We start from the raw sequence: 23,383 nt of genomic DNA on the forward strand, positions 1-23,383 counted from the left end.
GTACTGATATGCAAGATTTTAAAATAGAAGTAGCCAAATCGTTAAAAGAAAAAATAGAAGATTTATCTTTAGAAGAAATAGTTGGGTTAATAGAAACACCACCTAATAGTGAGATGGGAGATTACGCATTTCCATGCTTTAGATTAGCAAAGGTATTTAGAAAAGCTCCAAATATGATAGCTGCAGATTTAGCTGAAAGTATAGAAGCAAAAGATGCTATATCAAAAGTTGAACCAGCGGGAGGATATGTTAACTTTTTCGTTAATAAATCTCAATTAGCTAAAAATGTTATAAATGATGTATTAACTCAAGGAAAAAAATATGGACATAGTGAATTAGGAAAAGATAAGACAGTAGTTATAGACTTCTCATCTCCTAATATAGCTAAGCCTTTCCATATAGGACATATAAGAACAACAGTTATAGGAAATGCTTTATATAAAATATATGATTCTCAAGGATACAACACAGTAAGAGTAAATCACCTTGGAGATTATGGAACTCAATTTGGTAAGCTTATAGTAGCTTTCAAAAAATGGGGAAATAAGGAAGCAGTTGAATCTAACCCAATACCAGAACTATTAAAACTGTACATACAATTCCATGATGAGGCTGAAAAACATCCAGAAATGGAAGATGAAGCTAGAGCTTGGTTTACGAAATTAGAAAATGACGATAAAGAAGCTAAAGATTTATGGCAATGGTTTAGAGATGAAAGTTTAAAAGAATTCTCAAGAGTATATGACTTATTAGATATAGAATTTGACTCATATGCAGGCGAAAGTTTCTATTCAGATAAAATGGATAGAGTAATAGATATAATAAAAGATAAAGGATTATTAGAAGAATCTGAGGGAACAAACATAGTAAACCTAGAAGAATATAATATGACACCAGCGCTTATAACTAAAAAAGATGGGTCAACATTATACATGACTAGAGACTTAGCTGCTGCACTTTACAGAAAAGAAAATTATGATTTTGAAAAGTGTATATACGTAGTTGGATCTCAACAAAGTTTACACTTCCAACAACTATTTAAAGTCTTAGAGTTAATAGGATTTGAATGGGCTAAAGATATGGTTCACGTTCCATTTGGAATGGTAGCATTAGAAGAAGGTACAATGTCAACTAGAAAAGGAAGAGTAGTATTTTTAGAGTCTGTATTAAGACAAGCTATAGAGAAAACAAAGGAAACTATGTTAGCTAAAAACCCAAATGCTGAAAATGTAGATGAAATAGCTAAACAAGTTGGAGTTGGAGCTGTAGTATTCCAAGAACTATCTAATAGTAGAATAAAAGACTATACTTTCTCATGGGAAAGAACATTAAGCTTTGAAGGTGAGACAGGTCCATATGTACAATATACTCATGCTAGATGTTGTTCTGTTTTAAGAAAAGCTAACATGGATGTAACTGCAGATGTAGACTATAGTGTATTAAGTGATGCTGACAGTTCGGAAGTTTTAAAATTAATAGCATCATTCAATGATAGTATATTAGCAGCGATGAGAAAAAATGAACCACATATAGTAACAAGATTTGTATTAGATTTAGCACAAGCATTTAATAAGTTCTATCATGATAATCCTATATTAGTAGATGATATAGAAGTTAAAAAAGCTAGAGTAGCATTAGTTGCAGCTACAAAACAAACTATAGAAAATGCTCTTTCTATATTAGGTATGGGTGCGCCTGAAAGAATGTAGTAAATACGCGTTTGTCGAAAAATAATACTTTACATCTAAATTTGGGGTATTGTATAATTAAATTAAGAAATGGCTCTGAAATATGAGTTTATTAGAATCAAAAGATATATATGGAAGTAGAGTATATAAACACTATTCTACTCCCCCCCTACATTTACGGCAGCTAATAGCTGCCTATTTTTTTTAAAAATCAAAGCTATTATATTATAAAAGTATATCAAGTTAATTAATTGATAAAACTATAAAATAGTTTGAGGGTTAGGAAGGTAGTATCTATGAAAGAAGAGTTATTAAAAAAAGCATATATAAATGCATTTAGCATTGAGGATAAATATATAAAAAATATGATTATCTTGAATACTAAGTCTTTAATTGATGATTTAGCTCAGAGATATGTAAAAATAGATAAAAATAGATTAAGAGATGAATTACTTTATTATAGATTTTATGGTGAAAAGCTAGATGATATAAATATAGTAAACATTTTATTACCAGTTATAATATCCAATACAAACATGAAAAAAAGTGAAGAAGAAGTTGTAAAAGTTATAAAATATTATGTATTGTATAATAAGAAAAATGAATATATGAATGATTTTTTAATTTCTAGTTTAATTTACAATACATTAATTCACTCTATTATAGAAAATAAAGACATAGAGTACGAAGAATTGATGCAAAAAATTAAATCAACAATAATTGAATTTACATATGAGATGGAAAAAGTAGAAGTTATTAAATTTGAAATGAAGAGAATACAAGTAATTCAAAGTATAGATAGATATATAGATTTAAAGATAAAAGACTATGAAGATAGTGACATAATAAACAACCTATTAAATGTAATATATGATGTATACATAAATGATAGAGATACTCAAATACAAGGAATAAAGAGCATAAAAAAATCTATATTATCTATTTTAGGCTTTGATATAAATGAGAAGATAGATAACATAGATTTTATAAACTCTATGGCAGAATATATTATTAAACTTAGAAAATATAAAATAAATAAAAAAGAATATAATATAAAATCTGACCCGAGATATTTAATAAATTTAGAAATTGGAGATATAAAATCAGATCCAATATTAAACAATATTAAAGTTATATCTAGAAACTTTTCCAATAATGTTTTAAACATAGGATTAGTTTCTAAAACGGGTGATTATAATTTTAAATTTAAAAGAGCTTAGTCATTAGTTTCTAAATAATCAACAAAAACTTGTTCATCAGTATTTGTTAAAAAGCAAAGTTCTTTTATAAGACTATTTCTAAGGTCGATGAAATCTTCTAAATTGGTATTTTCATAAGTATATTCTAATGCTTTAATAACAAGCAATAAATCTCTTTTAGATAGTGCATCAATGGATACTTTGTCAAACAATTTCATACAATACTTCCTTTCATATATAATTTAGTGATTTAAGAAATTTATAATATGATATAATTCTACAATAATATAAAAAAACCTTCTTTTTATACATAATGTTAGAAAAAATAGTACATGTAATATTTTAACAAAAAATAGGTAATTATAGCTAATAAAATTAAAAAAGAGGTGATTTAGTTGAAAATACTTTTAACAACATTAAATTCAAAATTTATACATACAAACTTAGCGATAAGATATTTAAACCAAATGGTTAAAGATATTGAAGATATAGATGTAGATATAAGAGAATATACAATAAATAACGAATTAGATTTCATATTAAAAGATATATATGCTAATAATTATGATGTAATATTATTCTCAACTTATATATGGAATGTAAATGATATAGTAAAAATATGTAATAACTTAAAAAAGGTTAATAAAAACGTTAAAATTGCATTAGGTGGACCTGAAGTAACTTATGATAGCGAAGAGTCTATGAAAAAATATGATTTTGTAGACTACATACTTTATGGAGAAGGAGAACTTGTATTTAGAGACTTTGTAAAATCTCTAAAAGGAGATATTGATATAAAAGATGTAAATGGGATTGTTTATAGAAATAATGGAGATATAGTAAAAAACAAACCTATGAAAGATATAGAAAACTTAGACATAATACCTAGCCCTTATGTAGATTTAAATAAAGCAGAATATGAAAATAGAATAGTGTATTATGAAACATCTAGAGGATGTCCTTTTAATTGTCAATATTGCTTATCTTCTACATTACAAGGGCTTAGATATTTTAGTATAGATAGAGTAAAAAGCGATTTAAAGGCACTTATAGACGCTAGAGTATCTCAAATAAAATTTATAGATAGAACTTTCAATGCAAATAAAAAATTTGCAATGGAAATAATGCAGTTTTTAATGGAAAATGATAATGACTATACAACATATCATTTTGAAGTTACAGCTCATTTATTAACTGAAGACATGCTAGAGTTTTTAAAGGGATGTAAAGAAGGGCTATTCCAATTTGAGATTGGAGTACAAACTACGAATGAAAAAGTATTAGAAGCGGTAGGAAGAAGAGATGACTTCAGTAAACTTTCATACGTAGTTCAAAAAATAGCTTCATATAGAAATATACATCAGCACTTAGATTTAATAGCTGGCTTACCGTATGAGGATTATAATAGTTTTGAAAACTCATTTAATGATGTTTTTAACTTAGGTATAGAGCATCTGCAATTAGGTTTTTTAAAGATGATAAAAGGAACGGGAATAAGAAACAATGCAGATGAACATGAATTTAGATATAAAGATTATCCACCTTATGAAGTTTTATATAACAAATATATAACATATAATGAGATTTTAAAGTTAAAAGATATAGAAGAAATACTGGAAAGATATTTTAACTCAAAGAACTTTGTTCTTTCGATGAGATATATAATTCATAATTACTACAAAGAAAGTCCATTTAAGTTCTTTGAAGATTTTGCAACTTACTTTGATAAAAATGGATACTTTAATATGTCTCAAGGTAAAAATCAATTATACAAAATACTATTAGATTTTTACACTGAAAAAATCAATAAGAATATAGAACTATTTACTGAAATTATAAAATATGACTATATATCTTTAGGAAAAACATCGAACGTACCAGGGTTTATGAGTAAGATAGAAGTTGAAGATTTTAAAAATAGATGTCATTTATTTTTACAAAACGAAGAAAATATATTAAAATATATACCTAGATTTGAAAATACTCCTGCTAAGCAAATAATAAAGCATGTACATTTTGAGCCTTTTAAGTATGATATATTAAAACTAAAAGAAAACATAAAGGCTGACTTAGATAAAAAAGAGAGTATAGTGTTATTTGTTTATGATGATAAAAAGGTGTTTGAGAAATCTAAATCATACACAGTAGAGATATAGGAGGTCAATATGAAGTTTAGAGTTGAAAAATATATATTAAAAAAAGCTGAAGAATTAGCATTTTTAAAAATTAAAAATGGGGCAGATTTTAATTTAAAAGGATACACATTCCCGAAAGAGGGGTTAGATGTGCCTATAAAAAATGATGTATTAGTTAAAGGAATAAAAACTAACACAGCTCAAGATGGGTTAAGTTCTATGTCTATTGCAGATGCAATGATATACATAATGGGAATTGATAGCAATTTTAAATATAATGATGAATATAAAAAGTTTCTTAAAGCTATTGAAGAGAATTTAGATCTAGATTTAAAATCATATATGGGTTATATGTCTAGAAAGTACTTTGAAGTTGGAGATTATACAGATTCTCTAATATATCTAAAGTGTAGTGTAGCTTTATATCCAGATGATATTAATTCACTGTACCATTATGCAATAGTATGCCAAGAGTTAGCTAAGCAGCATCAAAAAAATGGCGATGAGAAGCCGATGGAAGCATTCCTATTAGATGCAATAGAAGCTTTAGAGAAAGTTAGAGATTTAGATGAATCATTTGCACTTGCTCATTATCATTTAGGTTATCATTATTACAACCAAAATCAATATATAAAAACTAAGGTTACTTGGGAAGAAGCTATAAAATTAGGGTTGCCTGAAGACTTTATGGCTGAGATACAAGAAATTTTAGGAAAGATGGATTTTAAAGTTCAGTATGAAGAAGGATATAATTTAGTATTTCAAGGTAAAAATGAAGAGGCCTTAGAAAAATTATTACCATTAGCTGATGAGCATGGTGATTGGTGGAACTTATTATTTATGATAGGATTAGCTTATAGAAATATGAATGATGTAGGCCAAGCTAAGAAGTATTTTGAAAAAATACTTATAATAAGACCAAATCAAGTAGATACTTTAGTTGAATTAGGGCTTTGCGAAGCATCTAGTTATAATATGAAAGGTGCTATAGAATACTTTGAAAAGGCAGCAAAATTAAAGAAAGAAGATCCAGAAATACTTTGCAATTTAGGTATGGCATATCTAAATGATGGAGATTTAGATAATGCTACTTACTATATAGAAAGAGCATATGAAATAGACCCACAAGACGAAGTTACACTTGCTTGTTTAAGAGAGTTAAATAACTTTAGATAATATAATAAAAAAAGCTATAAAGATTAAATCTTTATAGCTTTTTTTTATTATTAAAAGGAGTAAATAAAGCTATGTCAAATAGATTAATGGTAGCTTTAAAAATTTATACACATATTTAGAATAGGGCAAAAGTAAAGATATAAGGAGGAGTTACAATGATCAACAGCTTAGAAGACATAATAAAGGAATTAAAGGTAAACAAAAAAGTTAAATTAGCAGTAGCAGCAGCCCAAGATGAAGAAGTTTTACATGCTGTTTTGGATGCAATGAATATGAATATAATAGATCCGATTTTAATAGGAAATTTAGAAAAGATAAAGTTAATAGCTAAAGATCTAGATTTAAACTTGGAAAAAACTGAAATGATTGAAGCTGAAAGCTACGAAGAGTGCGCCGAAATTGCAGTTAAATTAGTAAGTAGCAAAAAAGCAGATTTTTTAATGAAAGGATTATTAGATACATCTATACTATTAAAACAGGTTTTAAATAAAGAGTATGGACTAAGAACTGATAGTTTACTAAGTCATGTAATGATATATGAAGTACCAAATTATCACAAATTGTTAATACTAACTGACGGAGGTATGAACATAAGTCCTAATTATGAGCAAAAAGAAAAAATAGTTTTAAATGCAATAAAAGCTTGTGAGTCGCTTAATATTGATAATATAAAAATTGCAGCATTAGCTGCTAAGGAAAAAGTAAATGAAAAGATGCAGGCAACTATAGATGCTAAAAAGTTACAAGATGCAAGTGAAGCTGGAATCTTTGGATCAAATGTTACACTAGAAGGGCCTTTGGCATTTGATTTAGCTGTATCAAAAGAAGCATCTAAAGTAAAAGGTTTTAAAAGTAAAATTTCAGGAGATGTAGATGTAATTTTAGTACCTACGATAGAAGTTGGAAATGGAATAGGGAAATCGTTAACATATTTTTCGAATGCAAAATCTGCAGGAGTTATAATGGGGGCTAAAAGCCCAATTGTACTTGTTTCAAGGGCTGACAGCTATGAATCAAAGCTATACTCTATAGCATATGGAGCATTAATAGCTATGAAAGCTAGATAATATGTAAATTTTGTTAAAAAATTACCTAAATTATAGTGAAAGTATGCTATATAATTGCTATAATTTAGGTAATTAATAAATATAAAATGCGGCAATGAATGTAGCTTATACAAAACAAAATACTTCTCTTAATTAAATTTATAAAAAGGGGATAGATATATGAGTGAAAAAATATGGTCAATTGATTTGAATACTCAGCTTATGTTGGAGAAGGCTAAAAAAGATGGGGTAGAAACAGCGTTTGATAGAAAGGCTGCTATGAAAGCTGCCTGTGGATTTGGATTACAAGGAAATTGTTGTAGAATATGTGCAATGGGACCTTGTAGAATAACTCCAAAAACACCAAGAGGTATATGTGGAGCAGATGCAGACACTATAGTTGGAAGAAACTTTGCAAGAATGGTAGCTGGAGGGGCAGCAGCTCACTCTGACCATGCAAGAGATATAGCACACACAATGGCACTTGCTAGTCCAGATGGAAATTATAAAATAAGAGATGAAAAAAAACTATTAGATTTAGCAACAGAATGGGGAGTTGCTACAGAAGATAGAGATATATATGATATAGCTCATGAGGTAGCAGATGTAGCTTTAATGGAATTTGGTAAACCTCATGGAACATTAAGATTCTTAGAAAGAGCACCTAAACAAAGACAAGAAGTTTGGGAAAAATATAAAATTAAACCAAGAGCTATAGATAGAGAGATTGTAACAATAATGCACTCTACTCATATAGGCTGTACATCAGACTTAGATAGTTTAATACATATGAGTATGAGAACATCTTTAGCAGATGGTTGGGGTGGATCTATGATAGGAACACGTTTTAGTGATATCTTATTTGGAACACCTATACCAAGAGAAACAGAAGCAAACTTAGGCGTATTAGAAAATAATAAAGTAAATATAATATTACATGGTCATGAACCTTCACTATCAGAGATGGTAGTATTAGCTGCAGAGGATCCAGAAATGATAGCTTTAGCAAAAGAGGTTGGAGCTGAAGGTATTAACTTAGCAGGAATGTGCTGTACAGCTAATGAGGTTACTATGAGACATGGAGTTAAGATGGCTGGAAACTTCCATCAACAAGAATTGGCAATTTTAACTGGAGCAGTTGAAGCTGTTATAGTAGACGTTCAATGTATATTCCCAGCACTAGCATCATTATCAGATTGCTATCACACTAAATTCATAACTACATCACCAAAAGCAAAAATCACAGGAGCAACTCACATAGAATTCAACGAAGAAAAAGCATTAGAATCAGCAAAAGGTATAGTAAAAGAAGCTATATTAAACTATAAAAATAGAAAAGCAGAAAAAGTATTTATACCAGAGGGGAAATCGTTTGCTACAGTTGGATATAGTATAGAAGCTATATTATCTCAATTAGATAGAGTTGTGAACTCACAAATAGATGAACCAGGAACTATAAAACCATTAGTAGACTGTCTAAAATCTGGAGTTTTAAGAGGGGCAGTTGGTATAGTAGGATGTAATAACCCTAAAACAGTAGGTGATGAAGGTCACATAACTGTAATGAAGGAATTAATAAAAAATGACATAATAGTAGTTGCAACAGGGTGTGCAGCTCAAGCAGCAGCTAAACATGGCTTATTAAGCAAAGATGCTAGAAAATTAGCAGGTAAAGGATTAGCTACAGTTTGTGAATTAGCAGATATACCGCCAGTACTTCACATGGGTTCATGTGTTGATATAAGTCGTATATTAGAAGTTGTAGCAGCTTGTGCTAGCTATTTAGATTTAGATATGAATGATCTTCCAGTAGCTGGGGTTGCACCAGAGTGGATGTCAGAAAAAGCTGTTGCAATAGCATGCTACGTTGTATCTTCAGGAATAGATACATTCTTAGGTGTTATGCCTCCTGTTGGTGGTTCTGCTAATATGGTAGAGAAATTAACTAATACAATTACTGAGCATGTAGGAGCTAAGTTTGCAGTACATGAAAATCCACAAGAGTTAGCAAGTGCCATAGTAAACAATATAGAATCTAAACGTCCTCATTTTGAAGAGGTAGTATACGAGAAAAATAATAAAAAAGTTACAGCAGAAGCTTAAAAAATAAAAAATAAACTAATGACAGAGGGAGAGAGATATGAAAATAGCAATAACAGGTAAAGGTGGAGTAGGAAAAACAACTTTTTCTTCAATGTTATCAAGAACATTTGCTGATGAAGGATATAGAGTTGTAGCAGTTGATGCAGATCCAGATGCAAACTTAGGTTTAGCATTAGGTTTTCCAACTGAAATTTCAGAATCGATAACTCCTATTTCAGAAATGAAAAAATTAGTTTCTGAAAGAACAGGAGCTGAAGCTCAAAGCTTTGGAAAAATGTTTAAAATGAATCCTAAAGTAGATGATATTCCAGACTTATACTGTAAGGAATACAACAATGTAAGGTTACTTACTCTAGGAACTGTTGATTCTGGAGGATCGGGATGTGTATGCCCAGAACATGTTTTATTAAAAAGATTATGTTCTCATTTGATATTACAAAATAAAGATGTAGTAATAATGGATATGGAAGCGGGCATAGAACATTTAGGAAGAGGAACAGCACAAGGAGTGGATGCCTTTATAGTTGTTGTTGAACCAGGAGAAAGAAGTTTACAAACTTATAGAAAAGTAAAAAAACTAGGTAAAGATATAGGTGTAAAAAAAGTTTTTGTAGTAGGGAATAAAATTAGAAATAAGTCAGATGAAGACTTTGTGACTAGTAATTTACAGGATGGCGAATTGCTAGGCTTTATTTACTACAATCAAGATGTTATAGACTCTGATAGAGCAAGCAAATCTCCATACGATGTTAGCTTAGATACTAAAGATCAAATCGTCAAAATAAAAAATAGATTAATGACGAATTCTTAAGATATTAGTATAATAAATATAATGAAGTAAAGTGAGAGGAGATTTAGTTATGGGATTTAAGTCAGATATAGAAATTGCTCAAGAGGCAAAACCTCAAGATATAAGGGAAATAGCTAAAAAATTAGGTTTAACTGATGATGAAGTAGAGCTTTATGGAAAATACAAAGCAAAGGTTGATTATAACTTATTAAAGAAAGATAGCAAAAGTAAAAAATCTAAGTTAATATTAACTACTGCTATAAACCCTACTCCAGCTGGAGAAGGAAAAACTACAACTACTATAGGAGTAGCAGACGCATTTGCTAAATTAGATAAAAATGTTTTAGTTGCTTTAAGAGAACCTTCTTTAGGTCCAGTATTTGGAGTTAAAGGTGGGGCTGCTGGGGGTGGGTATGCTCAAGTTATACCTATGGAAGATATAAATCTACACTTTACTGGAGATTTCCATGCTATAGGAGCTGCAAACAATTTATTAGCAGCTATGTTAGATAACCATATACATCAAGGAAATGTTCTAGGTATAGATCCAAGAAGAATAACTTGGAGAAGATGTGTTGATATGAATGACAGACAGTTAAGAAATATAACTGATGGATTAGGCGGAAAAGCACATGGTGTTCCTAGAGAAGATGGATTTGATATAACTGTTGCATCTGAAATAATGGCAGCATTTTGTTTAGCAAACGACATAATAGATTTAAAAGAAAGATTAGGAAATATTATAGTTGGATACACATACAATAATGAGCCAGTAACAGCTAGACAATTAAATGCAAATGGTGCAATGGCAGCATTACTAAAAGATGCATTAAAACCAAATTTAGTTCAAACATTAGAAGGAACTCCTTCATTTGTTCATGGAGGTCCATTTGCAAATATAGCTCATGGATGTAACTCTGTAATAGCAACTAAAATGGCTATGCATTTTGCAGATTATGTTGTAACAGAGGCTGGATTTGGAGCTGATTTAGGAGCTGAAAAATTCTTAGATATAAAATGTAGAATGGCAGACTTAAAACCAGATGCAGTTATCATCGTTGCTACAGTCAGAGCATTGAAATACAATGGCGGTGTAGCAAAAGATAAATTAAATGAAGAAAACTTAGAAGCTTTAGAAGCAGGTTTACCAAACTTATTAAAACATGTTGAGAATATAACAAAAGTTTATGGTCTTCCTGCAGTTGTAGCTATAAATAGATTCCCACTTGATACTGAAGCAGAGCTTAAATTAGTAGAAGATAAGTGTAAAGAGTTAGGTGTTAATGTTGCACTTTCTGAAGTTTGGGCAAAAGGTGGAGAAGGTGGAATTGAGGTAGCTAAAGAAGTTTTAAGATTATTAGATGAAGAAGAAAATAACTTTAAATTCTGTTATGAAGATGATTTATCTATAAAAGAAAAAATAGAAGCAATAGCTACTAAAATATATGGAGCTGATGGAGTAGATTTTGCGCCAGCAGCAGAAAAAGAGATAGCAAATTTAGAAAAGCTAGGTTTTAGTAAATTACCAATATGCATGGCTAAAACTCAATATTCTTTAACAGATGATCAAACAAAATTAGGAAGACCTACTGGATTTAGAATAACAGTTAGACAATTAACAGTATCTGCAGGTGCTGGATTTATAGTTGCTCTTACTGGTGAAATAATGAAGATGCCAGGACTTCCAAAAGTTCCAGCAGCAGAAAGAATAGATGTTGATGAAAATGGAGTAATATCAGGATTATTCTAGGTAGATAGGTGTAGTAAATATAGTTGATTTTTATACAAAAAACTATATTTACTACTTCCCTACTATATGAAATATTTTTGATTAGCTTAAAATTTATGAAGGGGCTTGTAGGAAATATAGTTAATTCCTACGAATAAAGCACTGAAAAGATATGCTTTAAAGTGCTACGGCAGAAACTATATTTCTTATTTAGCTACCTAGTATAATTTTTTAATAAATTAATTTTTATAGGGAGATAAGTATGAAGATAGCACAAAAAAGTTGTATAGAGTTTGTAGATGTACTAGCTTCAAAATCAGCAGTTCCAGGTGGAGGTGGAGCAGCAGCTTTAACTGGATCTATAGGTATTGCATTAGGTAGTATGGTATGCAATTTAACTATAGGAAAGAAAAAATATGCTGAATATGAAGAAAGTGTAAAATGTATATTAGAAAAAGCTAGAATTTTAGAAAAAGAATTACTAGATATGATAGATGAAGATGCAGAGTGTTTTCTTCCTTTATCAAAAGCTTACGGGTTACCTAGTTCTACAGAAGAAGAGAAAAAGGTAAAAAATGACACTATGGAAAGTGCCCTTAAGACAGCATGTGAAGTACCAATAAAGATAGTAAAGGTATGTTATGAAGCTATAAAACTACACGAAGATTTGGTAGACAAAGGATCAAGGCTAGCAATAAGTGATGTTGGTGTTGGAGTACAATGTCTAAGAGCTGCAATTCTTAGTGGACAATTAAATGTTTTTATAAATATAAATTCTATAAAAGATGGACAATATGTTGAGACGGTAAGAAATGAAGTCAATAAACTTGTTGAAGATGGAGTTAGAATTTGTGATGAAGTTTATAAAAAGGTTGAATTAGCTTTAAACAAATAAACTTTATGTATTTTTAATTTGAAATTTTTATGAAATAAGATATAGGGGGCAACAAAAAGATGAACGAAACTAATTTAAAATCACAAATAATAAAAGGTAAGCCTGTGGCAGATAAGATAAGTGAAGATTTAAAAAAAGAAGTTAAAAGCTTAAATGAAATGGGTATAAAACCTAAGTTAGCAATAGTTAGAGTCGGTGAAAGAGCTGATGATTTAGCCTATGAAAGAGGAGCACTTAAAAGATGCCAAAACATAGGAATTGAAACAGAAGTAGTAGAATTAGATGAGAATATAAGCCAAGATGAATTTATAAAGGCTATACATAAATTGAATGAAGATGATAAAGTTAATGGGATTTTAACATTTAGACCACTTCCAAAGCATTTAAGTGAGGATGAAATAAAATATGAGATAAGTCCTAAAAAAGATATAGACTGTTTTAATCCTATAAACACAGCTAAAATAGTAGAAAATGACAAAACTGGATATCCACCATGTACACCAACGGCAGTTATAGAAATATTAAAACACTATGGTATAAATTTAACTGGTGCAAACATTGTTGTTTTAGGAAGATCTATGGTAGTTGGAAAGCCACTATCAATGCTTTTATTAAACGAGAATGCAACTGTAAACATATGCCATTCTAAAACTAGGAATTTACCAGAAATAGCATCTCAAGCTGATATATTAGTAGCAGCAGTTGGAAGAGCTAAGATGGTTAAAAAGGACTATGTAAAAGATGGAGCAATAGTAATAGATGTAGGTGTAAATGTAGACGATCAAGGTAATTTATGTGGAGATGTTGATATGGAAGATGTATTAGATAAAGTTTCTATGATAACACCAGTACCAGGAGGAGTAGGAGCTGTAACAACTTCTATATTAGCTACTAATATCGTTAAAGCTTGTAAGTTACAAAACAAAAAATAAATGGGGATTTTCAAGGGGGAATAGAGATGATAATTTCTGAAAATAAGCCATTTGAAGAGATTTTAGGTTATGTCAAAGATGCTAAAAAATTAGTTTTAGTAGGATGTAATCTATGTGCATCTACTTGTAAAAGTGGTGGAGAAACAGAAATTTTAAAGATGAAAGACTTATTAGAGGCTGAAGGAAAAGAAGTTTTAGGATATAAAGTATTAGACCCTGCATGTAATCTTTTAAAATCAAAGAAAGACTTGAAAGAGTTGAAATCTGAGATAAAAGAAGCTGATGCTATATTGTCCCTAGCATGTGGAGATGGAACTCAAACAGTGGTTAAAAATATAAAAGATAAACCAGTATATCCAGCAAATGACACTTTATTTATAGGTGAAGTTAAAAGAGTTGGAGAGTTTGAGGAAGCATGTAAAGCATGTGGTTCTTGTGAACTTGCATGGACTGGAGGAATATGCCCGGTTACTATGTGTGCTAAAGGATTATTAAATGGAGCTTGCGGTGGAGCACGAGATGGAAAATGCGAAGTAAATCCTGAAAATGATTGTGCTTGGGTTCTTATATACAATAGATTAAAAGCAATAAATCAACTGGATAACCTATTAGAGGTAAAAGAACCAAAAGATTATTCAAAAGCGTGTAACCCACGTAGCTTAAGTTTAAAGAAAAAAGAAGCTATGGCAAATGCTTAAATAGTTTTTTAAAAGGTTGAAGGGGGATAAACAATGAGCTTATTAAGAGAAGCTTTAGAAAGCGGTAAGTTTGCAATAACTGCTGAGATGGCTCCTCCAAAGGGAATAGACTTATCACACTTAGTAGAGTGTGCAAAAGCTGTTAAAGGAAGAGTACATGCTGTTAATGTAACAGATTTTCAATCTGCAGTAATGAGAACAACTTCACTTACTACATGTAAATTGTTGAAAGATGAAGGATTAGAACCAGTTCTACAAGTAACTGGAAGAGATAGAAATAGAATTGCAATTCAAGGAGAATTATTATCAGCTGGTGTGTTTGGAATAGAAAACATGCTAGCATTAACAGGCGACCACACCATAGTAGGAGATCATCCTCAAGCTAAACCTGTATTTGACTTAGATTGTGTTGGAATTTTACAAACGGCACAGAAACTTTCGCAAGGAACAGATATGGTAGGCAATCAATTAAAAGGATCACCAGAATTTTATTTGGGAGCATCCGTGACACCTCGATACACACCTATTGAAATACAATTATTAAAAATGAAGAAGAAAATAAATGCAGGAGCTAAGTTTTTTCAAACTCAAGCTGTATATGATATAGATACAATGAGAGAATTTAAAGAGCATACAAAGGAAATGAATACTAAGATTTTGGCAGGTATAATTCCATTAAAATCTCCAGGAATGGCTAAGTTTATGAATGAAAATGTTCCAGGTATATATGTTCCAGATGAGCTTATAGACAGATTAAGATCGGTAGGAAAAGAAAACTGGGCAAGTGAAGGAATAAAAATAGCAGGAGAATTAATTCAACAATTAAGAGATGAAGATTTATGTGATGGAGTGCATATAATGGCAATTGGAGCAGAAGAAAATGTTCCAGCAATTTTAGACGCAGCAAAATTATAAATTTCATAGGGGGATTGAGAAATGAAAGTAGCAGTAATCGGAGGAGGACCAGGTGGTTATGTAGCTGCTATAAAAGCTGCTATGCTTGGGGCTGAAGTTACAGTTATAGAAAAAAGAAAAGTTGGAGGAACTTGCTTAAACGTAGGATGTATACCGACAAAAGCATTATTAGCATCATCATCATTGATATCATCTATAAAAGAAGCTAAAGATTTTGGAATACATATAAATGGAGAAGTAGAGTCCAATTTTGATGACATAATGAATAGAAAAAATAAAGTAGTAAGTCAATTAATTAGCGGAATAGAATTTTTATTTGAAAAAAGAGGAATTAAACTAGTTAATGGATTTGGAAAATTAGTAGATACAAATAAAATAGAAGTTAATAAAGAAGATGGAAGTAAAGAATTAGTAGAGGCTGATAAAATAATACTTGCAAATGGATCTCAGCCAGTTATACTACCGATGTTTCCTTATGATGGAGATAAGATTATAACTAGTGATGAAGCGTTAAATCTAAAGGATGTTCCTAAGTCATTGTTAATCGTTGGCGGAGGAGTTATAGGGTGTGAATTTGGTCAATTTTTTAGAGCTTTAGGGACGGAAGTAACTATTGTAGAAATGTTTGATCAATTACTTCCACTTGAAGATAAAGATGTTGCTAAACAGTTGCAAAGACAATTTAAAAAAGATAAAATTAAGGTGATGACAGGGGTTAAGATCGAAAAATGTGAAATAGTTGACAATGAGGTCGTAGCAACTCTGTCTAATGGTAAAGAAGTTAAAGCTGAAAAAGCCTTACTATCTATAGGAAGAAAACCTTATCTTGATAATTCGGGAATAGAAGATATAGGAATAGAACTAGAGAGAGGCAAGGTTATAGTGAATGAAAATTTAGAAACTAATGTTAAAGGTATATATGCAATTGGTGATATAATAAACACACCATTTTTAGCGCATGTAGCATCAAAGGAAGGATTAGTAGCAGCACAAAATGCTGTTTGTGGCAATTCAAAGACTGTAAATTATGCAGCAGTTCCAAGATGTGTATATACTGAACCAGAAGTTGCAGGAGTAGGGAAAACTGAAAAAGAGCTTCAAGAAAATGGTATAGAGTATAATACAGGACAATTCGATTTTAGAGCACTAGGAAAAGCTCAGGCAATAGGACATTTCCAAGGTTTCATTAAAATATTAGCAGATAAAAATGACAAAATAATAGGAGCGTCTATAGTAGGACCTCATGCAACTGATTTATTAACAGAACTATCTTTAGCAGTTCACTTAGGATTAACAGTTGAAGAAGTAGGGGATGTTATACATGCACATCCTACATTATCAGAAGGAATAATGGAAGCACTTCATGATGTTCATGGTGAATGTGTGCATGCAGCTCCTAAATTAGCAAAAGCATAAGTAGAATAAATAAGTTCTATTTAGACAAACAAAGGGGGAAATCTTATGGGATTTAATATTGCAGTAGCAGGTAAAGGTGGAACTGGAAAGACGAGTCTTACAGGTCTTCTAATAAACTGCTTAGTAAAAGAAAATAAGGGGCCAATATTAGTAGTTGATGCAGATGCAAATGCTAATATAAATGAAGTACTAGGATTAGATATAGATGTAACATTAGGTCAAATAAGAGAAGAAATAAACCAAAGAGAAAAACAAGGTAATGCATTTCCAGGAGGCATGACTAAAGCTCAATACTTACAATATAGACTGAACACTTCTGTAGCAGAAGGACCAGGATATGATTTGATAGTTATGGGAAGGTCTGAAGGCGAAGGTTGCTACTGTTATGTAAATGGAATTTTAAGAGAGCAAACAGATAAACTTTCAGATAGTTATGATTACCTAGTTATAGATAATGAAGCTGGGATGGAACATTTAAGTAGAAAAACTACTAAACATATAGATAAATTACTTTTAGTTAGTGACTGTTCAAGACGTAGTATTCAAGCAGTTGCAAGAATAAGAGATTTAGCTAGAGAGTTAAACTTAAATGTAGGAGATATGCAGTTAGTAGTAAATAAGGTTCCAAATGGAATTTTAAATGATGGTGTAAAAGAGGAAATAGAGAAACATAAATTAGATCTTTTAGGTGTTGTACCTTTAGATGATATGATATATGAATATGATTCTTCAGGTATACCTTTAATAAATTTACCTGAAGATGCTAAGTCAAAAATCGCTATTAAAGATATTATATCTAAATTAGAATTAAATTAGACTAAGGGGGAAAAAAATATGGCATTTAAGATGTCTGTTCAAAAATACTCTGGGAAAATATCAGAGGTTGAAATAGGTTCAGGGGAAAGAGCTATAAAAATAGGAGGAGAAAATATACTTCCTTTTTATAACTTTGATGGAGATCAAGCAAATACACAAAAAATTGGTGTAGAAATGCTAGATGTATATCCAGAAAACTGGACTAGTGAAATTAAAAACTTATATGAAGATGTAGCTAATGATAGTGTTAAATGGGCTAAGTATATAGAAGAAAAAATAGAACCTGATTTTATATGCTTAAGATTAGAGGGTGCAGATCCTAATGGATTAGATAAAACTCCTGAAGAATGTGCAGAAGTTGCTAAGAAAGTTTTAGAAAATGTATCATTGCCAATAGTAATAGCAGGATGTGGAAATCATGAAAAAGATGCAAAGGTATTTGAAAAAGTAGCTCAAGCTGTAGATGGATATAACTGCTTATTTATGTCAGCTACAGAAGAAAATTATAAAGGAGTAGGGGCTGCAGCTGGAATGGCTTATGGTCATAAAGTAGGAGCTGAATCTTCAGTTGATATAAACTTAGCTAAACAATTAAATGTTTTACTAACTCAATTAGGAGTTAAGCAAGAAAATATAGTTATGAACGTTGGATGTTCAGCAGCTGGATATGGATATGAATATGTTGCATCTACAATGGATAGAATTAGACTTGCGGCACTTGGTCAAAATGATAAAACATTGCAAATGCCAATAATAACACCGGTTTGCTTTGAAAGTTGGAATGTAAAAGAGTCTGTTGCAAGTATAGAAGATGAACCAGCATGGGGTTGCCCAGAAGCAAGAGGAATATCTATGGAAATTTCAACAGCATCAAGTGCTTTAGCTGGAGGATCAAATGCAGTAGTGCTTCGTCATCCAAAATCTGTAGAAACTATAAAAACTTTAATTAGCGAATTAGCATAATAAGTTAAAAGGTTAGGGGGAGAATAATATGGCTTTAAAAGCTTTAGATATATTTAAATTAACACCAAAGAAAAATTGTAAGGATTGTGGTTTTCCAACTTGTATGGCGTTTTGCATGAAGGTTGCATCAGGGGCGTGTGAAATAGGAAAATGCCCTCATATGGCTCAGGAAGCTTTAGATAAATTATCAGAAGCTACTGCTCCACTTATGAAAAGTTTAAAAATTGGAGCAGGAGAAGCTCAATATGATTTAGGTGGAGAAACTGTATTATTTAGACATGAAAAAACTTTCTTAAATAAAAATAGATTTGCAGTAGAATTTTGTGACTGCATGACAGAAGATGAAATAAATTCTAAATTAGAAAATATAAAAGCTGTAAACTACATAAGAATAGGCGAAGAAATGAAAGTAGAGATAGCGGCTTTAAGATATACTTCAAATAAAGAATCATATTTAAATTTAATAAACAAAGTTAAACAAAGTAATTTAACTTTAGCATACATGATAATATGTGAAGATGCTCAAGTAGCTAAGGAAGCTGTAGAATTATTAAAAGGCGAAAATCCAGTAGTTTATGGAGCAAATAAAGATAACTACAAAGAGATGGTTGAATTAGTTAAAAATGATAAGTTAGTATTAGGTGTCAATGCATCTAATTTAGAAGAATTATATTCTACAACAGAAGCTATACAAGCTTTAGGGTATAAAGAACTGTTATTAGATGCAACTGGAGAAACAATGAAAGACACATTTACAAATGTAGTTCAAATAAGAAGAATATCTTTAAAAGAACAAGATAGAACATTTGGATACCCATCATTAGTATTTGCAAATAAATTAGCTAAAAATGATCCTAATATGGAAGTTGCTATATCTTCAATATTCACGGTTAAATATGGATCTATAATAGTATTAGATGATATAAATTATGCAAAAGCTTTACCTTTATTTGCACTTAGACAAAATATATACACAGATCCACAAAGACCAATGAGAGTAGAAACTAAATTATATCCTATAAATAATCCAGATGAAAATTCACCAGTTTTAGTTACAGTTGACTTTGCACTAACTTACTTCATAATCGCAGGAGAGATAGAAAGATCTAAAGTACCTGTATGGTTAGCAATACCAGATGCAGGAGGATATTCAGTTTTAACTGCATGGGCGGCAGGTAAGTTTGGAGGAAGTTCTATAGCTAACTTTATAAAAGAAATAGGAGTAGCTGAAAAAACTAAGAATAGAGATTTAATAATACCGGGTAAAGTAGCAGTATTAAAAGGAGACATAGAAGATAACTTACCAGGATGGAATGTAGTAATTGGAACAGAGGAATCAATGGAATTACCAAAATTCTTAAGAGAATATAAAGCCAATAAAGAAACTGCTATGGCTTAAATTCAATAAACTATATTTAATAGGGGGAACAAATCACATGGAAAAATTTATGATAATAGGAGAAAGAATACACTGTATATCGCCATCAATAAGAAAAGCTTTAGAAGAGAGAGACCCAGCTCCGATACTAAAAAGAGCTAAAGAACAATTAGACGCTGGAGCTCATTACATAGACTTCAACATAGGGCCAGCTGAAAGAGATGGAGCAGATATAATGACTTGGGGTGTTCAACTACTTCAATCAGAATTTAACAATGTACCATTAGCTTTAGATACTGCAAATAGAAACGCTATAGAAGCCGGACTTAAAGTTTATAACAGAGAGAATGGTAAACCTATAATAAATTCAGCTGATGCGGGTGGAAGAATAGAGTTAATAGATTTAGCAGGAGAATACCAAGCTAAAGTTATAGCTTTATGTGCTAAAGAAGGTATACCTAGAGATAATGATGAGCGTATGGCATACTGCCAAGAATTATTAGAAAGAGGATTAATGGCAGGATTAGAACCAGAAGATATGTTATTTGACCCACTATGCTTAGTTATAAAAGGAATGCAAGACAAACAAATGGAAGTTTTAGAAGCTATAAAAATGATGACTGAAATGGGACTTTTAACAACTGGAGGGTTATCAAATGTTTCAAATGGATGTCCTAAACATGTAAGACCTATATTAGATAGTGCATTCGCAGCTATGGCTATGGCAAATGGATTTAGCTCTGCTATAGTAAACCCATGTGATGAAGAATTAATGAGAACTATAAAATCTTGTGACATAATAAGAAATTCTAGTCTTTATGCAGACTCATATTTAGAATTAAATGAAGGTGGATTTGCATATAACGTATAGTAAGTATTTATTTTATATATAGTATAGATATAAAAGGGGGAAATAGAGTGAAAAATTTGTACAGTACTGTTTTTAATGGATCCGAGCAGGCATTAGAAGCTGCAAAAGGATTGCTTAATGAAGCTATAGAAAAACATGGTAAAGACCATAAAGTTGAATTCCCAGATACGGCATATTCGCTTCCTTGCATATATGCTGCAACAGGAAAGAAAATTAATAATTTAGGGGATTTAGAAGCTGCACTAGAAATTATTGAAAGTTTAATAAATAAAACTCATTTATTAGAACATGTATTTAATTCAGGATTAGCAACAGCTTTAGCAGCAGAAGTAATAGAAGCTATAAAATACTCAATGAGTGATGCTCCATATAGTGAGCCATGTGCAGGGCATATAACAGACCCTATAATAAGATCTCTTGGAGTACCATTAGTTACAGGAGATATACCAGGGGTTGCGGTTGTACTTGGAGAATGTCCAGATGCAGAAACTGCAGCTAAGATAATAAAAGACTATCAATCTAAAGGATTATTGACATTCTTAGTTGGTAAAGTTATAGATCAGGCTATTGAGGCTGGAGTGAAAATGGGTCTAGAGCTTAGAGTTATACCTCTAGGATATGATGTAACAAGCGTAATACATGTTGTGTCAGTTGCTATAAGAGCAGCACTAATATTTGGAGGATTAGCTCCTGGCGATTTAACTGGATTACTAGAATATACAGCTAAGAGAGTTCCAGCATTTGTAAATGCATTTGGACCATTGACTGATTTAGTTGTGTCTTGTGGAGCAGGAGCAATAGCTTTAGGATTCCCAGTTATAACAGATCAAGATGTGTTAGAAGTTCCAATGAACTTATTAACTCAAAAAGATTACGATAAGTTTGTAGCAACATCTCTAGAAGCTAGAGGAATAAAAATAAAAATAACTGAAATACCAATACCAGTTTCTTTTGCAGCAGCATTTGAAGGTGAAAGAATAAGAAAAAATGATATGCTTGCTGAGTTTGGTGGAAACAGAACAGAAGCTTGGGAGTTAGTTAGAAAGAAAGAGCTATCTGAAGTTGAGGATCACAAGATAGAAATTATAGGTAGTGATATAGATCAAGTTGAAGCTGTAAATGGAGTTGTAAGATTGCCTCTTGCAGTTATAGTTGATATAGCTGGTAAGAATATGCAAGAAGACTTTGAACCAGTTTTAGAAAGAAGATTACACTACTTCTTAAACTATATAGAAGGTGTAATGCATGTTGGGCAAAGAGATATAACTTGGGTAAGAATCTCTAAAGATGCTGTTGAAAAAGGATTCAGACTAAACCATATAGGAGAAGTTATATATGCTAAGATGCTAGATGAGTTTGAATCAGTAGTTGATAAGTGTCAAGTTACTTTAATAACAGATGCAGAAGAAGTAGCTAAATTAAAATCAGAGTATGCAACTCCTAGATATACTGCTAGAGATGAAAGATTAGCTTCTTTAGTAGATGAAAGTGTTGATGAATTCTATACTTGTAATTTATGTCAGTCATTTGCACCTGCACATGTTTGTGTTGTAACACCTGAAAGGCTAGGTCTTTGTGGAGCTGTTAGTTGGCTAGATGCAAAAGCAACAAAAGAGCTTGATAAAACAGGACCATGCCAACCTATAATAAAAGGTGAATGCTTAGATGACTTAAAAGGTGTATGGCAATCAGTAAATGATGAAGTAAGTGCTATATCTCAAGGTGCGGTTGAAAGTGTTACATTATACTCTATATTAGAAGATCCAATGACTTCATGTGGATGTTTTGAATGTATATGTGGTATAATGCCGGAAGCTAACGGATTTGTTATAGTAAATAGAGAATTTGCAGGAATGACTCCTGTTGGTATGACATTTGGAGAACTTGCTTCAATGACAGGTGGAGGAGTTCAAACTCCAGGATTTATGGGTCACGGAAGACAATTTATATCGTCTAAGAAATTTGCTTATGCAGAAGGCGGACCATCTAGAATAGTATGGATGCCTAAAGAATTAAAAGACTATGTTGCAGATAAGTTAAATGCTGCAATGATGGAATTACATGGAATAGAAAACTTCACAGATATGATTTGTGATGAAACTATATCTACAGATTCTGAAGGTGTATTAGCATACCTAGAAGAAAAAGGTCATCCAGCTTTAAGCATGGAATGTGTGATGTAATATTATCTTATAAAATTTGAGGAGTGAAACAATGAAAGTTATACCAAGTTTAAAATACTGTAAAGAGCACACATGGGTAAAAGTAGATGGAGAATATGCTTATATAGGAATAACAGATTACGCTCAAGATCAATTAGGTGAAATATTATTTGTTGAGATGCCTGAAGTAGAAGATGAATTAACTAAAGGTAGTGACTTTGGAGTTGTAGAATCATCAAAAGTTGCTTCTGATTTAATAGCTCCTATATCTGGAGAAGTTGTACAAATAAATGAAGATTTAGAAGATGAGCCAGAAGCTATAAATGAAGATGCTTATGAGGCATGGATAATAAAAATAAAAATGTCAGATCCAGAAGAGTTAGATAGTTTAATAAACTCTGATGGATATGAAGCTAGCATAGAGGAATAACAAAAAGCTGTTTCAAGTGAAATTGTAAAATCAATTGATCT

General features: G+C 31.2%; 20 protein-coding genes. 19 read left to right on the forward strand and 1 reads right to left on the reverse strand.

Translation table 11 applies throughout. From position 1 onward, the window contains the following. The first annotated feature begins 8 nt into the window (after positions 1-8). Together argS and GFJ41_RS12620 are read left to right on the forward strand one after the other, a co-directional pair. Positions 9-1,709: an arginine--tRNA ligase gene (argS, locus tag GFJ41_RS12615; protein WP_035116916.1), complete on the forward strand. Its 1,701-nt coding sequence runs from the start codon at positions 9-11 to the stop codon at positions 1,707-1,709. 275 nt (positions 1,710-1,984) lie between these two features. Beyond that, positions 1,985-2,908, forward strand: a complete 924-nt coding sequence (locus GFJ41_RS12620) for a hypothetical protein (RefSeq protein ID WP_035116915.1) — start codon at positions 1,985-1,987, stop codon at positions 2,906-2,908. Here the strand turns inward: GFJ41_RS12620 and GFJ41_RS12625 are convergent. Further along, positions 2,905-3,105 (reverse strand): hypothetical protein, encoded by a 201-nt coding sequence (locus GFJ41_RS12625; protein ID WP_021428472.1) that lies wholly within the window; start codon positions 3,103-3,105, stop codon positions 2,905-2,907. The two genes, GFJ41_RS12620 and GFJ41_RS12625, sit on opposite strands and share 4 nt — an antisense overlap. 177 nt (positions 3,106-3,282) lie before the next feature. Between GFJ41_RS12625 and GFJ41_RS12630 the strand changes: the two genes are divergently transcribed. The 17 genes from GFJ41_RS12630 (at position 3,283) to gcvH (ending at position 23,342) form a co-directional block, all read left to right on the forward strand. Continuing rightward, the gene (locus tag GFJ41_RS12630) at positions 3,283-5,043 is read left to right on the forward strand and encodes a B12-binding domain-containing radical SAM protein (protein ID WP_170075485.1); all 1,761 of its coding nucleotides are present in this window, start codon (positions 3,283-3,285) and stop codon (positions 5,041-5,043) included. Positions 5,044-5,052: 9 nt separating this feature from the next. Continuing rightward, the gene (locus GFJ41_RS12635; protein WP_053832184.1) at positions 5,053-6,198 is read left to right on the forward strand and encodes a tetratricopeptide repeat protein; all 1,146 of its coding nucleotides are present in this window, start codon (positions 5,053-5,055) and stop codon (positions 6,196-6,198) included. A 155-nt stretch (positions 6,199-6,353) separates the two neighbouring features. Further along, positions 6,354-7,265 carry a bifunctional enoyl-CoA hydratase/phosphate acetyltransferase gene (locus GFJ41_RS12640; protein ID WP_170075486.1) on the forward strand — a complete coding sequence of 304 codons (912 nt, stop codon included), beginning with the start codon at positions 6,354-6,356 and terminating at the stop codon, positions 7,263-7,265. Positions 7,266-7,424: 159 nt separating this feature from the next. Further along, the gene (gene cooS / locus GFJ41_RS12645) at positions 7,425-9,347 is read left to right on the forward strand and encodes an anaerobic carbon-monoxide dehydrogenase catalytic subunit (protein WP_035116910.1); all 1,923 of its coding nucleotides are present in this window, start codon (positions 7,425-7,427) and stop codon (positions 9,345-9,347) included. Between the two features lie 37 nt (positions 9,348-9,384). Continuing rightward, entirely contained in the window at positions 9,385-10,158 is a 774-nt protein-coding gene (locus GFJ41_RS12650; protein WP_035116909.1) for an ATP-binding protein, read from the forward strand. Between the two features lie 49 nt (positions 10,159-10,207). Then, on the forward strand, positions 10,208-11,887 hold the full coding sequence (locus GFJ41_RS12655; protein ID WP_035116908.1) for a formate--tetrahydrofolate ligase: 1,680 nt from the start codon (positions 10,208-10,210) through the stop codon (positions 11,885-11,887). A 241-nt stretch (positions 11,888-12,128) separates the two neighbouring features. After that, positions 12,129-12,761: a cyclodeaminase/cyclohydrolase family protein gene (locus tag GFJ41_RS12660; protein ID WP_021428493.1), complete on the forward strand. Its 633-nt coding sequence runs from the start codon at positions 12,129-12,131 to the stop codon at positions 12,759-12,761. A 59-nt stretch (positions 12,762-12,820) separates the two neighbouring features. Then, a complete protein-coding gene (locus tag GFJ41_RS12665) occupies positions 12,821-13,693 on the forward strand; it encodes a bifunctional 5,10-methylenetetrahydrofolate dehydrogenase/5,10-methenyltetrahydrofolate cyclohydrolase (protein ID WP_025162301.1) in 873 nt (290 codons plus the stop codon). A 26-nt stretch (positions 13,694-13,719) separates the two neighbouring features. Continuing rightward, on the forward strand, positions 13,720-14,391 hold the full coding sequence (locus tag GFJ41_RS12670; RefSeq protein ID WP_021428516.1) for a methylenetetrahydrofolate reductase C-terminal domain-containing protein: 672 nt from the start codon (positions 13,720-13,722) through the stop codon (positions 14,389-14,391). Between the two features lie 33 nt (positions 14,392-14,424). Then, positions 14,425-15,306, forward strand: coding sequence for a methylenetetrahydrofolate reductase (locus GFJ41_RS12675; protein WP_021431737.1), 882 nt, complete (start codon positions 14,425-14,427; stop codon positions 15,304-15,306). Positions 15,307-15,327: 21 nt separating this feature from the next. Then, positions 15,328-16,722 carry a dihydrolipoyl dehydrogenase gene (gene lpdA, locus GFJ41_RS12680; protein WP_035116906.1) on the forward strand — a complete coding sequence of 465 codons (1,395 nt, stop codon included), beginning with the start codon at positions 15,328-15,330 and terminating at the stop codon, positions 16,720-16,722. Positions 16,723-16,767: 45 nt separating this feature from the next. Then, positions 16,768-17,538: an ATP-binding protein gene (locus tag GFJ41_RS12685; RefSeq protein WP_021431739.1), complete on the forward strand. Its 771-nt coding sequence runs from the start codon at positions 16,768-16,770 to the stop codon at positions 17,536-17,538. Between the two features lie 18 nt (positions 17,539-17,556). Next, positions 17,557-18,501: an acetyl-CoA decarbonylase/synthase complex subunit delta gene (acsD, locus tag GFJ41_RS12690; protein WP_035116905.1), complete on the forward strand. Its 945-nt coding sequence runs from the start codon at positions 17,557-17,559 to the stop codon at positions 18,499-18,501. 28 nt (positions 18,502-18,529) lie between these two features. Beyond that, positions 18,530-19,900 (forward strand): acetyl-CoA decarbonylase/synthase complex subunit gamma, encoded by a 1,371-nt coding sequence (gene acsC, locus GFJ41_RS12695; RefSeq protein WP_021428449.1) that lies wholly within the window; start codon positions 18,530-18,532, stop codon positions 19,898-19,900. Between the two features lie 37 nt (positions 19,901-19,937). After that, entirely contained in the window at positions 19,938-20,750 is an 813-nt protein-coding gene (gene acsE / locus GFJ41_RS12700) for a carbon monoxide dehydrogenase/acetyl-CoA synthase methytransferase subunit (protein ID WP_021428390.1), read from the forward strand. A gap of 47 nt (positions 20,751-20,797) precedes the next feature. Beyond that, entirely contained in the window at positions 20,798-22,933 is a 2,136-nt protein-coding gene (gene acsB, locus GFJ41_RS12705) for an acetyl-CoA decarbonylase/synthase complex subunit alpha/beta (protein ID WP_035116903.1), read from the forward strand. Positions 22,934-22,964: 31 nt separating this feature from the next. Continuing rightward, positions 22,965-23,342, forward strand: a complete 378-nt coding sequence (gcvH, locus tag GFJ41_RS12710) for a glycine cleavage system protein GcvH (protein ID WP_035116896.1) — start codon at positions 22,965-22,967, stop codon at positions 23,340-23,342. The last annotated feature ends 41 nt before the right edge of the window (positions 23,343-23,383 follow it).

The sequence above is a fragment of the Paraclostridium dentum genome, from assembly GCF_012922555.1.
GTDB lineage: Bacteria > Bacillota > Clostridia > Peptostreptococcales > Peptostreptococcaceae > Paraclostridium > Paraclostridium dentum.

Excerpts from the sequence above, each read along its gene's own strand:
- argS (WP_035116916.1), top strand. The coding sequence starts at position 9 with ATGCAAGATTTTAAAATAGAAGTAGCCAAATCGTTAAAAGAAAAAATA.
- GFJ41_RS12620 (WP_035116915.1), top strand. The coding sequence starts at position 1,985 with ATGAAAGAAGAGTTATTAAAAAAAGCATATATAAATGCATTTAGCATT.
- GFJ41_RS12625 (WP_021428472.1), bottom strand. The coding sequence starts at position 3,105 with ATGAAATTGTTTGACAAAGTATCCATTGATGCACTATCTAAAAGAGAT.
- GFJ41_RS12635 (WP_053832184.1), top strand. The coding sequence starts at position 5,053 with ATGAAGTTTAGAGTTGAAAAATATATATTAAAAAAAGCTGAAGAATTA.
- GFJ41_RS12640 (WP_170075486.1), top strand. The coding sequence starts at position 6,354 with ATGATCAACAGCTTAGAAGACATAATAAAGGAATTAAAGGTAAACAAA.
- cooS (WP_035116910.1), top strand. The coding sequence starts at position 7,425 with ATGAGTGAAAAAATATGGTCAATTGATTTGAATACTCAGCTTATGTTG.
- GFJ41_RS12650 (WP_035116909.1), top strand. The coding sequence starts at position 9,385 with ATGAAAATAGCAATAACAGGTAAAGGTGGAGTAGGAAAAACAACTTTT.
- GFJ41_RS12655 (WP_035116908.1), top strand. The coding sequence starts at position 10,208 with ATGGGATTTAAGTCAGATATAGAAATTGCTCAAGAGGCAAAACCTCAA.
- GFJ41_RS12660 (WP_021428493.1), top strand. The coding sequence starts at position 12,129 with ATGAAGATAGCACAAAAAAGTTGTATAGAGTTTGTAGATGTACTAGCT.
- GFJ41_RS12665 (WP_025162301.1), top strand. The coding sequence starts at position 12,821 with ATGAACGAAACTAATTTAAAATCACAAATAATAAAAGGTAAGCCTGTG.
- GFJ41_RS12670 (WP_021428516.1), top strand. The coding sequence starts at position 13,720 with ATGATAATTTCTGAAAATAAGCCATTTGAAGAGATTTTAGGTTATGTC.
- GFJ41_RS12675 (WP_021431737.1), top strand. The coding sequence starts at position 14,425 with ATGAGCTTATTAAGAGAAGCTTTAGAAAGCGGTAAGTTTGCAATAACT.
- lpdA (WP_035116906.1), top strand. The coding sequence starts at position 15,328 with ATGAAAGTAGCAGTAATCGGAGGAGGACCAGGTGGTTATGTAGCTGCT.
- GFJ41_RS12685 (WP_021431739.1), top strand. The coding sequence starts at position 16,768 with ATGGGATTTAATATTGCAGTAGCAGGTAAAGGTGGAACTGGAAAGACG.
- acsD (WP_035116905.1), top strand. The coding sequence starts at position 17,557 with ATGGCATTTAAGATGTCTGTTCAAAAATACTCTGGGAAAATATCAGAG.
- acsC (WP_021428449.1), top strand. The coding sequence starts at position 18,530 with ATGGCTTTAAAAGCTTTAGATATATTTAAATTAACACCAAAGAAAAAT.
- acsE (WP_021428390.1), top strand. The coding sequence starts at position 19,938 with ATGGAAAAATTTATGATAATAGGAGAAAGAATACACTGTATATCGCCA.
- gcvH (WP_035116896.1), top strand. The coding sequence starts at position 22,965 with ATGAAAGTTATACCAAGTTTAAAATACTGTAAAGAGCACACATGGGTA.